Origin of the sequence: Curtobacterium sp. 8I-2 (assembly GCF_902506155.1) — a bacterium.
Classification (GTDB): domain Bacteria; phylum Actinomycetota; class Actinomycetes; order Actinomycetales; family Microbacteriaceae; genus Curtobacterium; species Curtobacterium poinsettiae.
In genome coordinates, this window is record NZ_LR732827.1 from 1,843,637 (window position 1) to 1,856,295 (window position 12,659).

A 12,659-nucleotide genomic window follows, 5' to 3' on the forward strand; every position below is an offset into this window, starting at 1 on the left:
GGCTCACGCCTGCGCCCCGTCGCGCTCGGCAGCGGGCGCACTGGCTGCCGGCTCGGTGACCGCGGGCTCGGCGGCCGCCGGGGCGGCCGTCTCCGGCTCGGCGTCGTCGAACGGGCCGCGGTAGTGCTGCCCGTCGAAGTACTCGCCCAGGTCGTAGCGGCGGAGCGTCGGCATCTCGCGCTCGCGCTCCGGCCGTGCCCACTCGGCGCCGTTCGCGATCACCCGGCGGACGTCCGGGTGGTGGTAGACGGGGAAGTCCTGGTCACCGGGGGAGAAGTAGAAGATCTTCCCCAGGCCGCGGCGGTACGTCATGCCGCTCCGGAACACCTCGCCGCCCGTGAAGCCCGAGATGAACACGAGCTCGTCGGGCGTCGGGACGTCGAAGTACTCGCCGTACATCTCCTGCTCGGGGATGACGATCGGGTTCGGCACCCCGCGGGTGATCGGGTGCTGGGGGTTGACGGTCCAGACGAGCTCCTGGTCGTGCTCGCTGCGCCACCGCAGGGTGCAGGTGGTGCCCATGAGCTTGCCGAAGATCTTCGACCAGTGGCCGGAGTGCAGCACGAGCAGCCCCATGCCGGAGAGCACGTGCCGGTGCACCCGGTCGACCACGGCGTCGTCGACGTCCTGGTGTGCGGCGTGCCCCCACCAGGTGAGCACGTCGGTGTCCGCCAGGACCTCGTCGGTGAGGCCGTGCTCCGGTTCCTGCATGGTGGCGGTCCGGACGACGGCCTCGGGCAGGTGCTCGCGGATGCCGTCCGCGATCGCGCCGTGCATGCCGTCGGGGTACCGCTCGGCGACGTGCTGCTCGACCTGCTCGTGGACGTTCTCGCCCCAGACGGTGATGCGGAGCGGGGTGGTGGTCATGGTGTGTGCCTTTCTGGCTGGGATGCGTGGCGGCTTCGGTCCGGTGCCGTCACTTGACGGCACCGCCGAGGGCACCGGCGGAGATGTACTTCTGCGCGAAGATCAGCAGGACGGCGGCGGGCAGGGACGCCAGCACCGAGGTCGCCATGACGGGACCCCAGTCGGTGACGTTCGAGCCGATGTAGTTGTAGATGCCGAGCGTGATCGGTCGGACCGCGGTCGTCGACGTCAGGGTCAGTGCGATGAGGAAGTCGCCCCACGCGCCGAGGAACGTGAAGAGCGCCGCGGTGACGATGGCGTTCCGGCTGATCGGCACGACGATCGACACGAACGCCCGGAAGTCGCTGGCGCCGTCGACGAGTGCCGCCTCGACCAGGCTCGGTGGGATCGACTCCATGAACGCCCGCATGAGCAGGATGGCGAAGGGCACCTGGACCGCGCTGTCGGCCAGGATCAGCCCGACGTAGCTGTTGAGCAGCCCGATGTTGTTGAACAGCGTGTACAGCGCGTTCGCGATGACGATCGCCGGGATCATCTGCGTGATCAGCAGCACGAGCAGGAACACCCGGCCGCCGCGCATCCGGAACCGTGCGAGCCCGTACGCGGCCGGTGTCGCGATGGCGAGCGTCAGCAGGACGGTGCCGAGTCCGATGATCATGCTCGAGACGAAGTTCTGCCCCTGCTGGGCGAACGCGGCCTGGTAGCCGGCGAAGGTGGGGGAGAACGGGAACCACGTGGCCGTGGCGGCCCCGGACGTCGCCTGCAGGCTGGTGTTCACCATCCAGTAGACGGGGAACACCATGATCGCGAGGAACACGCAGCCGAGGATCGTGAACGGGATCCCCTTCGCCGAACCGCGTGGCCGGGGGGCACGGGCGCTCTTGGTGGTGATCGCGCGGGTGGCGGTGACGGTCTGGTTCGCGAGTCCGACGCTCATTCGTCGACCGCCTTCCGTGAGATCGCGATGTAGACCATCGCGAAGACGAACGAGACGACGATGAGCACGTTGCTGACCGCGGCTCCGATGCCGAACTGGAAGTTGATGAACGACTGGTGGTAGGCGTTCGTGGCCAGGGTCTGGGTCGAGTTGGCCGGGCCGCCGCCGGTCAGGCCGAGGATGATGTCCACGACCTTCAACGTGTAGACGACCCCGAGCACGATCACGACGCTGACCACCGACCGGATGCTCGGCCAGGTGATGTACCAGAACGCCTTGAACCCGGTGGCGCCGTCGAGCGAGCCGGCCTCGTAGAGTTCCGGCGGCACGGACTGCAGACCGCTGTACAGGATCGTCGTGTTGAACGGGATGCCGAGCCAGACGTTGACGCCGATCACGGCGATGAGCGCCAGGCTCGGGCTGACCAGCCACGGCACGGGGGCGATGCCGACCACACCGAGGAGCTGGTTGAGCGCGCCGCTGTCCTGGTCGAGCAGCCACTTCCACACCGCGCTGGACGCGATGAGCGGCAGCAGCCACGGCAGGAGCAGCAGTCCCCGCAGGAAGCCCGACAGCGGGAAGTGCCGGCGGAAGAACAGCGCCAGGCTCAGCCCGATGACGAACTGCAGGATGATCGAGCCCGCCGTGAACAGCGCGGTGTTCACGAGGCTCGTCGTGAACACCGAGCTCTGGAACACCGAGATGTAGTTGGCGAGTCCCACCCAGGGGGCCTCGCCGGTGAAGAATGTCGCCGTCGTGTAGTCCTGGAAGGACATGACGATGTTCTTCACCACCGGGTAGCCGAAGAAGACGGCCACGAAGACCGCCGCTGGCACCACGAAGAGCCATCGGGTCACGCCGGATCGGAACCGGGCTCGTCGTTGCCCGGGTCGGGGTGTCGTCACGGGCGGGATCGTCCGTGGTCGTGTCTGTGTCGAGGCGCTCACGCCGGGGTCCTTTCCTAGTCGCCGGAGGGAGCCGACCGGTCGGCCGGCTCCCCGTGGACTACTGCTCTTGGGACTGCGCCTGCTTGAGCGCTGCCTCGGGGCTGGCCTTGCCGGTGAGGGCGAGCTGGACGGCGGTGTAGATCTTCGTGGCGGCCTTGGGCCAGTCGGGTCCGAGCTCACCGGTGCGAGCGCGAGCGGTCTGCACCGTGGTCACGAAGGACGCGACCTGCGGGTGGTCCTTCGCCCACGCGGCGCCGGCCTCGAGGTTCGTCGGCACGTTGCCGCTCACCTCGGACAGGGCCTTCTGCATCTTCTGCGTGTGCAGGCAGCCGACGAACTTGCCGGCGAGCTGCATCTTGTCCTTGTCACCGGTCTGCGGGACGGTGAACGCCTCGCCGCCGAGCGGTGCGACCGTGGCCTCGCCGGTGCGTGTCGGGATCGGGACGCTGTCGAACTCGAGGCTCTTCTTCTCGTTGAGCGCCGGGAGCTGCCAGGGGCCGTTGATCATCATCGCGGCCTTGCCGGCCAGGAACTGGTTGTTGACGTCCGCCTGGGCCCAGTTGATCGAGCTCTTGGACATCGAGCCGTCGTCCTGCAGGTCCTCGACGAGCTGCAGGGCCTGGGCGGCGTCCGCGGTGGCGATGTCCTTCTCGTCACCACCGTTCGACCAGAAGAACGGCAGGAACTGCCAGGTGCCCTCGTACGTGTTGATGTTGCTCATCGCGAAGCCGTAGGTCGAACCCTTGGTGAGCTGCTTCGCGGCGGCCTTGAGCTCGTCCCACGTCTTGGGCGGCTGGACACCGGCGTCCGCCAGCAGCTTCTTGTTGTAGTAGAGCGCGATGGAGTTCGTGTTCGACTGCAGGCCGTAGAGCTTGCCCTTGTAGGTGCTCGCCGCCTTCACGCCGGGGACGTCGCCGTCGGCGTCGAGCCCGTAGGCCGACAGGTCGGACAGCGCACCGGACGACGCGATCTGCTGCACGTCGGGGTTGTCGAGCATGAGGACGTCGGGCAGCGTCTTCGACGACGCCTGCTGCAGCACCTTCGAGATCAGGCCGGCGCCGGCGACGTGGTTGATCGTGACCGTCGCGCCGACTTCCTTGGCGCACTGCTTGTAGACCGGGTTGTAGTTCGCGTCGTAGTAGTCCTCGATCGTCAGGGCCTTGCTGCCGCCCGACGAGGCCGATCCGGAGCCGGAGCACCCGGACAGGACCAGGGGGACCGTGGCGAGCACGGCGACGGCGCCGACGAGGGCGCGGGTCCGGCGCGACTGGGAGGGGAATCTTTGCTTCATTGCAGAGCTCTTCTCTTGACGGATGCTGGGACAGGCACGCATCGACGAGGCCGCTGACGTCATCGTCGCTGTGCTCCTGGGGCGAGAAGCTAACAGATAAGCGCTTCACCTGTAAAGCGCTTTTCTGACACGGCGAGCGCTAGGATCAGCGGCATGGCCACGATGCAGCAGGTCGCCGATCGGGCGGGGGTCTCGATCGCCACCGTGTCCTTCGTGGTGAACGGGACGAAGTACGTGACCCCCGGAACCACGGCGCGGGTGCGGACCGCGATGCGCGAGCTGAAGTTCCGTGGCAACGTCGTCGCCCGTGCGCTCGCGAGCCGACGCACCCGGATCATCGCGCTGCTGTTCCCGACCACCGGCAACCGCTTCAGCCCGACCACCTCGCAGTTCTTCATGAGCGCGGCGGAGCGTGCGTCCGAGCGGGGGTACCACCTCGTGCTCTGGCCCGTGGACCCCGCCGGCGACGACCTGGACGACCTCGTGTCGGGCGGACTCGTGGACGGCGTCATCCTGATGGAGGTGCGGATGGACGACCCCCGCGTCGCCGTCCTCACCGACCTCGACGTGCCGTTCACCCTGATCGGCCGGACCCGCGACAGCAGCGGGCTGCCCTTCGTCGACATCGACTTCGAGACGACGATCGAGGACAGCCTCGACCACCTCCAGGCCCTCGGGCACCGGCGGTTCGGGCTCGTCCTCGAGGACCTCGAGGGCACCCCGATGGCCGGCTACGCACCGCACCTGCGCGTCGAGTCGACGTTCCGGCAGGCGATGGTCGAGCGCGGACTGACCGGGACGATCGTCACGGCGGGGCCCGGCAGTGACGGCGGCCGGCAGGCCGCGAGTGACCTGCTCGCGGCGGACCCCGACGTCACCGCCGTGCTCGTGATGAAGGACGACTCGTCCGCCGGCGTCCTGGTCGGGCTGTACACCGCCGGGCGGCGGGTCCCCGAGGACGTCTCGGTGCTCAGCATCGCGTCGTCCGAGGCGAACGCGGACCAGCACTACCCGCGGCTGTCGACGATGGTCGCCCCCGGCCCGGAGCTCGGCGTGCGGGCCGCCGACGCCCTCATCGAGCAGCTCGACGGCACCTCGGAGGACCTGCCGCACTTCCTGCTGCCGTGCACGCTGCGGATCGCCGAGTCCACGGCCCCCGCCCCGGCCTGACCACCCGCCGGTCCGGAGGCGCGGGTCGTCCCTGCCACGCGCCTCCAGGCCGTCGCCCCCGGCCCCACGGAGCCACCAGCGAAAGCGACAGATCCCTGCGGACAGCCCAGGCTCCGCCTGGTTGTGTGGATGCACAGGTTCGCAGCACCACACGTCGAGGAGGACGGATGGCCATCGACCGGAGGACGTTCATGCTCGGGGGAGCGGGGGTGCTGCTGCTCGCCGGCTGCTCCACCCGACCCGAGCGCACGCGGGTCGAGGACTGGCCCACCGAACCGCCCGAGGGCGAGGCGACGATCAGCTGGTGGGCCGGCCAGGTCGCCTCGAAGGACGGGGGTGACCTGCGCCGTCGGCTCATCGCGGAGTTCCAGAAGGAGCACCCGAACATCCGGGTCCGGATCGTCAGTGCCCCGAGCGACACCGACACGAACCGGACCAGCCTGACGACCCAGATCGCGGCGGGCAGCAGCACGCCGGACGTCTACCTGGGTGACGTCGCGTGGCCCGGGCAGTTCGCGAAGAACAAGCTCGCGACCCCGGTGAACCAGCTCGTCGGCGAGGACTTCTTCGACCAGTTCCCCGAGGGGCTCCGGCTCGCGGCGAGCGTCGACGGCACGTACTACATGTTCCCGCTCTACATCGACGAGTCGTTCTTCCTGTACCGGAAGGACCTGCTCGCGAAGCACTCCCTGCAGGTGCCGGCGTCGTGGGAGGAAGTGCGCGAGACCGCCGCGAAGCTCGTCGACACCGGTGACGTCAGCTACGGGTTCGCGTTCCAGGGCGACGTGTACGAGGGGCTGACCTGCAACGTCACCGAGTTCGTCGCGGACGCGGGCGGGTCGTTGCTCAACGACGACCTGACCAAGCCCGAGACGACGAGCTCCGAGACCAAGCGCGCCTTCGAGTTCATGCGCTCGCTGATCACCGAGGGGGCGTCGCCGCGGGCCACCCTGACGTACCAGGAGCAGGACACCAACGACGCGTTCTCCGGCGGCCGTGCGGCGTTCCTCCGCAACTGGTCGTACGCGTGGGGGATCGCGAACGGTCCGGACAGCCGGGTCGCCGGCAAGGTGGGTCTGGCCGCCCGGCCGACGTTCGACGGCATGGACGAGCACCACTCGACGATCGGCGGGTGGGGGAACTACATCAACCCGCACACGCAGGAGCCCGCGGCGGCACTGACCTTCGCGCGCTGGATGTCGAGCGAGACCGCGCAGCAGTTCCTGACCCGCGAGGGCGGCGTCCTGCCGGCGCGGAGCGCCTCGCTCGTCAGCGAGGACGCGAAGCGCCAGGAGCGTCCCACCTACGACACGGCGGCGGGCATCACGCTCGTGCCCCGCCCGACCTCGACCGCCTACTACCCGAAGGTGTCGCAGGGCATCTACCAGAACGGCAACAGCATCCTCGGTGGGCAGGCGTCCGTCGACGGCGGCACCAGCGCGATGGCCTCCGCCATCTCGCTGGCACTGCAGGGAGCTGCGCTGTGAGCGCCGGCACCGCGACACGTCCGGCACGGCCTGGAGGCACGGGTCGCGTCGATCCGCCGCCCCGGCCGACGGGGCGGTCGCGTCTCGACCGCATCCGCTCGCGGGGTGCGTGGGGCTTCGCGGCCCCGGCGCTCCTGGTGGTCGCCGCGGTCACGATCTTCCCGGTCGTGTACTCGGTCGTCCTGAGCTTCGCGGACGTCGAGGTCGGCTACGAGGGCTTCACCATCCAGTCGTTCGGGTTCGACAACTACGCGGCCCTGCTGCAGAGTGCCGACTGGTACCGGGCGCTCGGGTTCACGGTGCTCTACACGGTGGTGACGGTCTCGGTCGAGCTCGTGCTCGGCATGCTCGTCGCGCTGGTGCTCGAGCGGCTCGGGGCCACCCGCGGCTGGATGCTCGCGCTCATGCTCATCCCGTGGTCGCTCGTCACCATCGTCAACGCGCAGCTGTGGAAGTACATCTACGACAGCACCTACGGTGTCGCGACGTGGTTCTTCGGTCTGTTCGGGGACGCTCCGGTGATCCTCGGTGAACCGGTGCCCGCGATCACCGGGCTGATGGTCGCGGACATCTGGAAGACGACGCCGTTCGTCGCGATCATCCTGCTCGCCGGGCTGGTGCAGATCTCCGAGGACCACTACGAGGCCGCCGAGCTCGACGGCGCGAGCACCTGGCAGACGTTCTGGCGTGTGGTGCTGCCGCAGCTCACCCCGACCCTGACGATCGCGGTGCTGTTCCGCATCCTGCAGGCGTTCGGCGTCTTCGACCTGCCGTTCGTGCTGACGAACGGCGGACCGGGCACCGCCACCCAGTCGCTCGCGATCATGGGCTACAAGGTGCTCTTCCAGGACATCAACATCGGTCCGGGCGCCGCGATCGCGACCTCGACCGCGATCATCGTCGCGGCCGGGTGTCTGCTGTTCCTCCGGGCGTTCCGGAACCAGGCGAAGGGAGGGGACGACTGATGCCCCGTCAACGTGTGCGCAAGGGCTGGCGGAAGTGGGTCAACACCGTGAACGTCAGCGGTGTCGTCATCGCGGTGCTCACGGCGCTGCCGCTGTACTGGCTCGTCACGACGTCGCTCAAGCCGGCGTCCGAGATCGGGCAGTCGCCGCCCACCGTGTGGCCGCAGTCGTTCACCTTCGACAACTTCGTGGTGGCCTTCCGTGACAACGCGCTCGGCCAGTACATGGTGAACAGCGTCATCGTGTCGGTGTCGACCACGGTGATCGTGCTCGCGCTGGCGTTCCTGGCCGGGTACGCGCTGGCCGGCCGGTTCATCCGGGGCCGCACGGCGATCATGACCTCGTTGCTCATGCTGTCGGTGTTCCCGGCGATCGCGGTGCTGACGCCGCTGTACCTGCTCGAACGCAACCTCGGGCTGCTCAACTCGTACCCGGGTCTGATCGTGCCGTACGTCGCGTTCAACCTGCCGTTCGCCATCTGGATCATGCGGAACTACCTGCAGGGGATCCCGTCGACGATCGAGGAGGCGTCCGAGATCGACGGGGCCGGGGCGTGGCGCACCGTGCTGAGCGTGATCCTGCCGATGGCCAAGCCGGGCCTGTTCACGGTCGGCGTCTTCACCTTCACGGCATCGTGGAGCGAGTTCCTGATGGCGCTGACCTTCAACAGCGAGAACTCGTTCCGGACGATCCCGGTCGGCATCGCGCTCTTCGGGACGCAGTTCACGGTGCCGTTCGCGCAGATCTTCGCCGCGAGCGTGGCCGCCACGGTGCCGATCGTGATCCTGGTGCTCGTGTTCCGCCGCTCGATCGTGTCCGGTCTGACCTCCGGCGCCGTCAAGGGGTGACGGGTGTCCGGCATGCGGAGATAGGTAGAGAACTTACCTAGCTGCGCATGCTGGACATTCGTCCGAGCGTCGCGCTGACCGCCCGTACCCTGCCGTCAGGGGCTCGGTGCGCCGAGATCGACGGCTGCGACGATGCGGTCGATGATCCGCACGAACCTGGCCCGCTCCCGTTCCGAGAAGGAGGCCATCAGGTCGTGCAGGTGCTTGTTCGTGCCGTCCATCGCGCGCGTGTAGTCGCGGCGGGCGGCATCGGTCAGCTCGATGTACCGGCTCCGGCCGTCGTCGGGGTTCGGGACGCGACTGAGGTGTCCGCTGTGCTCGAGTCGGTCCACCATGCCGGTGACCGCCGGGCCGGTGAGTCCCAGGTGCTTCGACAGGTCCTTCACGCGCACGGTCCGGCCCGCTGCTTCGGCGCGGGACACGAACTGCAGCAGCGTCAGGTCGCCGCCGGAGACGCCGAGTTCGTCGCGCAGCCGCCCGCGGAGTTCGGAGACCGCGGCCTCGAGCCGGGTCAGCGCTGCGTCGAGGTCGACATCGCTCACGACAGCGCCCCCTCTGCACGGGTCTCGTCCGGGTCACGATACGCCGCAGTCACCACCCCAGCGTATCCACATAGCGCGGTTCGTGGAACGGTCCGGGTGGCGGCGTCGGGAGCAGGGCGCCGTGGCTGACCCCGTCCCGGACCCGCAGGGTGCCGACCGGGCCGGCGAACCGGTGCGGTTCGAGGTCGCCGGCGGGGACCCCTACGCCGCCGAGCGCGACCTCGCCGCCGTCCACGGTGCCGATCGGTGGTCCGTCCGGCGCATCGACGACGACTTCTCGTACCGGTACACGGCCGTCGGCGACTCCGAGGTGAGCATCCGGCGTTCGCGGCTCCGCGGTGCCGTGCGTGGCTCGGTGCCCGTCGGGGCGGACTACGTCGTGACGTGGATCACGAGCGGCACCGCGTCGCTCGACTCCGGGCGTGCGCGGATGCAGCTGCGCCGCGACGTCCCCGTGCTCCTGCCGCCCGAGGACGACTTCGTGTTCACGGCCGAGGACCACGACCAGCGGCTGGTGCACTTCGGGCGTGACTACGTGCACCGCGTCGCGTACGAGCACCTGGAGGTCGAGACGGCGCCGCTGCGGTTCGACCCGACCCGGGTACCGGAGCCCGACACCGCGGAGCGCTGGCAGGAGGCGCTCGTGGCGCTGTCGCGTGCCCTGCGAGCCGAGGGGCCCGACTCCGACGCGTGGCACGAGGCCAAGCGGTCGGCCGCCACCGCGTTCCTGGACACGTTCCCGCCGCAGGCCGACGACCTGCCCGCGGTGCTCGGTCTCCCCCGGAACGCCCGGTTGCGGGCCGCGGTGGAGTACATCCACGCCCATGCCGCCGAGCCGGTCACCGTCCAGGAGCTGTCCGAGGTCGCCGGCCTGAGCGTGCGGTCGGTGCAGGAGTCGTTCCGCCGGGTCTTCGACGTGTCGCCGCTGACCTACCTGCGCGAGGTCCGGCTCGACCGGGTCCGCGGCGAACTGCTCGAGCTCGACCCGCAGGCCGGGGTCGTCGGTGACGTCGCCCGACGGTGGGGGTTCGCCCACCTCGGCCGGTTCTCGGCGGCGTACGCGGCCCGGTTCGGCGAGTACCCGAAGCAGACCCTGCGCCGCTGACGACGACGGGTGCTCAGCGGCCTGCCGTGGGTCGCGGCGCCGGGCCGGTGCTCGCCCGCACCCGCAGGGTCGTGGGGAGCCGGACGTGGTCCGTGGTCGGCTCGCCACGGAGCATGGTCAGGAGCATCTGCACGGCGTGCGACCCGAGCTCGTCGAGCGGCTGCGACACCGTGGTGAGCGGCGGGGTCGTGGTGGAGGCCTGCGGCACGTCGTCGAAGCCCACGACGGACAGGTCCTGGGGAACGCGGAGCCCGACCTCGGCCGCGGCGCGGAGCACACCGATCGCCGACGAGTCGTTCGCCGCGAACACCGCGGTGGGGCGGTCGTCGAGGGCCAGGAGTTCCCGGGTGACGGCCGCGGACTGGTCCTCCTGGTAGCCGCCGTCGCGCAGCAGGCACTCGTCGACGGTGATGCCGGCGGCGGTCAGGGCGGAACGGTAGCCGGCGGCACGGAGCTGGGCGGACGCCAGGTCGGCGCGACCCTGCAGGTGCGCGATGCGGGTGTGCCCGAGCGCGAGCAGGTGCTCGACGGCCTGGACGGCTCCGGCTTCGTTGTCGGCGTCGACGGTGGCGTGGCCCTCCGGCCCGGTGTGGGGGTCGATCGCCACGACGGGGATCGAGGAGCTCGACAGGGCCGTGGTCGGGGTGACCACGATCGCGCCGTCGATCAGGGTGCCGGACAGTCGGGACAGCGACCGGCGTTCCCAGCCGGGTCGGTCGGCGCCGGTCATCAGGCCGGCGTAGGCGAGCAGTTCGTAGCCGGTGCCGGTGGCCGCCCGCGAGATGCCTCGGAGCAGCTCGGTCGAGAACGGCTCGAACTCGGGCACCAGGATGCCGACGACCCCGGTCCGCGAACTGCGCAGGCTCCGGGCGACCAGCGAGGTCTCGTACCCCAGGTCCTCGACCACCTGCTGCACGCGGAGCATGGTGGCGGCGGCGACACCGTCGCGCTGGTTGATCACCTTGGAGACCGTCGGGATCGAGACCCCGGCCGCTCGTGCCACGTCGCCGATCGTCACCCGGCCGGCACCGGGACGCGCGCCGAGTGCCGAGTCCATGTGCACACCGTACCGCTGCGACACCCTGCGATCGGTTAAGAAAACGTTATCGATATCGATTGACACCGCCCCCGAGCAGCAGGCATGCTCTCCGCAGCGGCAGTCGATGTCGCGCCATGTCAACGACGACACTTCAGGAGTTCCACGATGACGAGGAAGATCCGTGCCGCGGCAGCCATCGCGCTGATCGGGGCGACCGCACTGGTGGCCAGCGGGTGCTCGGCGGGCAGCGATGCCTCCGAGGACGGCGGGAAGGTCACGATGACCTTCTGGCACAACTCGACGACCGGACCGGGCAAGGCCTACTGGGCCTCGACGGTCAAGGCGTTCGAGGAGAAGTACCCGAACGTCACCATCAAGACCCAGGCGATCCAGAACGAGGACCTGGACGGCAAGCTCCAGACCGCCCTCAACTCCGGCGACGCCCCCGACGTGTTCCTGCAGCGTGGCGGCGGCAAGATGGACGCCATGATTGCCGCCGGGCAGCTCATGGACATCTCCGACTCCATCAGCGCCGACGCCAAGAAGTCCATCAGCGCGGGCACGTTCGCCGGCTACGAGAAGGACGGCAAGACCTACGCCATGCCCGGCGCGGTGCTCCCCGAGGGCATCTGGTACTCGAAGGACCTGTTCAAGGAAGCCGGCATCGAGGGCACGCCCACGACCATGGACGAGCTGAACGACGCGATCACGAAGCTCAAGGCCAAGGACATCGACCCGGTCGCCGTCGGCGCGAAGGACGCCTGGCCGGCCGCCCACTGGTACTACAACTTCGCACTCCGCGAGTGCAGCCAGAAGACGCTCGAGGACGCGGCGAAGTCCCTGAAGTTCGACAACGCCTGCTGGACGAAGGCCGGCGAGCAGCTCGAGGACTTCAACGCCACCAAGCCCTTCAACAACGGCTTCCTGACCACCGCGGCACAGCAGGGTGCCGGCAGCTCCGCCGGTCTCCTCGCCAACCACAAGGCGGCCATGGAGCTCATGGGTGCGTGGGACCCGGGCGTGATCGCATCGCTGACGCCGGACGCCAAGCCGCTGCCCGACCTCGGCTGGTTCCCGTTCCCCGCGACCGACGGTGGCAAGGGTGACCCGAAGTCGATGATGGGTGGTGTCGACGGCAACTCCTGCTCCGCACAGGCCCCGAAGAAGGCGTGCACCGACTTCCTGAACTTCATCGTGCAGAAGGACAACCAGGAGGCGTACTACAAGGCCTTCAACGCCATCCCGGTGAACAAGGACGCCCAGTCGGTCGTCGACTCGGACTACCTGAAGTCGGCCCTGGCCGCCTACCAGGACGCCCCGTTCGTCTCGCAGTACCTGGACACCCTGTACGGCCAGAACGTCGGCAACGCGCTGAATACCAGCGTCGTCGACCTGCTGGCCGGCAAGGGTGACGCGAAGGACATCGTCGAGACCACCAACCAGGCTGCGGCCAAGGGCTGA

At 69.3% G+C, this 12,659-nt stretch carries 12 protein-coding genes; 6 read left to right on the plus strand and 6 right to left on the minus strand.

All coding sequences use genetic code 11. From position 1 onward, the window contains the following. Nucleotides 1-3 precede the first annotated feature (3 nt). From BOSE127_RS12560 to BOSE127_RS12575, 4 genes are all read right to left on the minus strand, one after another. The gene (locus BOSE127_RS12560) at nucleotides 4-867 is read right to left on the minus strand and encodes a ThuA domain-containing protein (RefSeq protein WP_017886804.1); all 864 of its coding nucleotides are present in this window, start codon (nucleotides 865-867) and stop codon (nucleotides 4-6) included. A 49-nt stretch (nucleotides 868-916) separates the two neighbouring features. Continuing rightward, nucleotides 917-1,804, minus strand: a complete 888-nt coding sequence (locus tag BOSE127_RS12565) for a carbohydrate ABC transporter permease (protein WP_017886803.1) — start codon at nucleotides 1,802-1,804, stop codon at nucleotides 917-919. Continuing rightward, nucleotides 1,801-2,661 (minus strand): carbohydrate ABC transporter permease, encoded by an 861-nt coding sequence (locus BOSE127_RS12570; protein WP_017886802.1) that lies wholly within the window; start codon nucleotides 2,659-2,661, stop codon nucleotides 1,801-1,803. The genes BOSE127_RS12565 and BOSE127_RS12570 overlap by 4 nt, the downstream gene beginning before the upstream one ends. Before the next feature lie 148 nt (nucleotides 2,662-2,809). Next, a complete protein-coding gene (locus tag BOSE127_RS12575) occupies nucleotides 2,810-4,042 on the minus strand; it encodes a sugar ABC transporter substrate-binding protein (protein ID WP_159557453.1) in 1,233 nt (410 codons plus the stop codon). 153 nt (nucleotides 4,043-4,195) lie between these two features. Here BOSE127_RS12575 and BOSE127_RS12580 point away from each other — a divergent pair, with 153 nt between their 5' ends. The 4 genes from BOSE127_RS12580 to BOSE127_RS12595 all read left to right on the plus strand — a co-directional run bounded on the left by BOSE127_RS12580 (nucleotide 4,196) and on the right by BOSE127_RS12595 (nucleotide 8,512). Next, complete coding sequence (locus tag BOSE127_RS12580; RefSeq protein ID WP_175470758.1) at nucleotides 4,196-5,212, plus strand: LacI family DNA-binding transcriptional regulator; 1,017 nt, start codon at nucleotides 4,196-4,198, stop codon at nucleotides 5,210-5,212. 167 nt (nucleotides 5,213-5,379) lie between these two features. Beyond that, on the plus strand, nucleotides 5,380-6,699 hold the full coding sequence (locus BOSE127_RS12585; protein WP_017886799.1) for an ABC transporter substrate-binding protein: 1,320 nt from the start codon (nucleotides 5,380-5,382) through the stop codon (nucleotides 6,697-6,699). Beyond that, nucleotides 6,696-7,664, plus strand: coding sequence for a carbohydrate ABC transporter permease (locus tag BOSE127_RS12590; protein ID WP_175470757.1), 969 nt, complete (start codon nucleotides 6,696-6,698; stop codon nucleotides 7,662-7,664). Before BOSE127_RS12585 ends, BOSE127_RS12590 begins: the two co-directional genes overlap by 4 nt. Then, entirely contained in the window at nucleotides 7,664-8,512 is an 849-nt protein-coding gene (locus BOSE127_RS12595; protein ID WP_027464448.1) for a carbohydrate ABC transporter permease, read from the plus strand. Before BOSE127_RS12590 ends, BOSE127_RS12595 begins: the two co-directional genes overlap by 1 nt. A gap of 95 nt (nucleotides 8,513-8,607) precedes the next feature. Here BOSE127_RS12595 and BOSE127_RS12600 read toward each other — a convergent pair whose 3' ends face one another. After that, the gene (locus BOSE127_RS12600; protein WP_017886796.1) at nucleotides 8,608-9,054 is read right to left on the minus strand and encodes a MarR family winged helix-turn-helix transcriptional regulator; all 447 of its coding nucleotides are present in this window, start codon (nucleotides 9,052-9,054) and stop codon (nucleotides 8,608-8,610) included. 121 nt (nucleotides 9,055-9,175) lie between these two features. Here BOSE127_RS12600 and BOSE127_RS12605 point away from each other — a divergent pair, with 121 nt between their 5' ends. After that, nucleotides 9,176-10,159 (plus strand): AraC family transcriptional regulator, encoded by a 984-nt coding sequence (locus BOSE127_RS12605; protein WP_159557455.1) that lies wholly within the window; start codon nucleotides 9,176-9,178, stop codon nucleotides 10,157-10,159. A gap of 13 nt (nucleotides 10,160-10,172) precedes the next feature. Here the strand turns inward: BOSE127_RS12605 and BOSE127_RS12610 are convergent, their stop codons facing one another. Beyond that, entirely contained in the window at nucleotides 10,173-11,216 is a 1,044-nt protein-coding gene (locus BOSE127_RS12610) for a LacI family DNA-binding transcriptional regulator (RefSeq protein WP_042537884.1), read from the minus strand. 147 nt (nucleotides 11,217-11,363) lie between these two features. Here BOSE127_RS12610 and BOSE127_RS12615 point away from each other — a divergent pair, with 147 nt between their 5' ends. Next, on the plus strand, nucleotides 11,364-12,659 hold the full coding sequence (locus BOSE127_RS12615; RefSeq protein ID WP_017886793.1) for an ABC transporter substrate-binding protein: 1,296 nt from the start codon (nucleotides 11,364-11,366) through the stop codon (nucleotides 12,657-12,659).

Excerpts from the sequence above, each read along its gene's own strand:
- BOSE127_RS12565 (WP_017886803.1), bottom strand. The coding sequence starts at position 1,804 with ATGAGCGTCGGACTCGCGAACCAGACCGTCACCGCCACCCGCGCGATC.
- BOSE127_RS12595 (WP_027464448.1), top strand. The coding sequence starts at position 7,664 with ATGCCCCGTCAACGTGTGCGCAAGGGCTGGCGGAAGTGGGTCAACACC.
- BOSE127_RS12615 (WP_017886793.1), top strand. The coding sequence starts at position 11,364 with ATGACGAGGAAGATCCGTGCCGCGGCAGCCATCGCGCTGATCGGGGCG.
- BOSE127_RS12575 (WP_159557453.1), bottom strand. The coding sequence starts at position 4,042 with ATGAAGCAAAGATTCCCCTCCCAGTCGCGCCGGACCCGCGCCCTCGTC.
- BOSE127_RS12580 (WP_175470758.1), top strand. The coding sequence starts at position 4,196 with ATGGCCACGATGCAGCAGGTCGCCGATCGGGCGGGGGTCTCGATCGCC.
- BOSE127_RS12585 (WP_017886799.1), top strand. The coding sequence starts at position 5,380 with ATGGCCATCGACCGGAGGACGTTCATGCTCGGGGGAGCGGGGGTGCTG.
- BOSE127_RS12560 (WP_017886804.1), bottom strand. The coding sequence starts at position 867 with ATGACCACCACCCCGCTCCGCATCACCGTCTGGGGCGAGAACGTCCAC.
- BOSE127_RS12610 (WP_042537884.1), bottom strand. The coding sequence starts at position 11,216 with ATGGACTCGGCACTCGGCGCGCGTCCCGGTGCCGGCCGGGTGACGATC.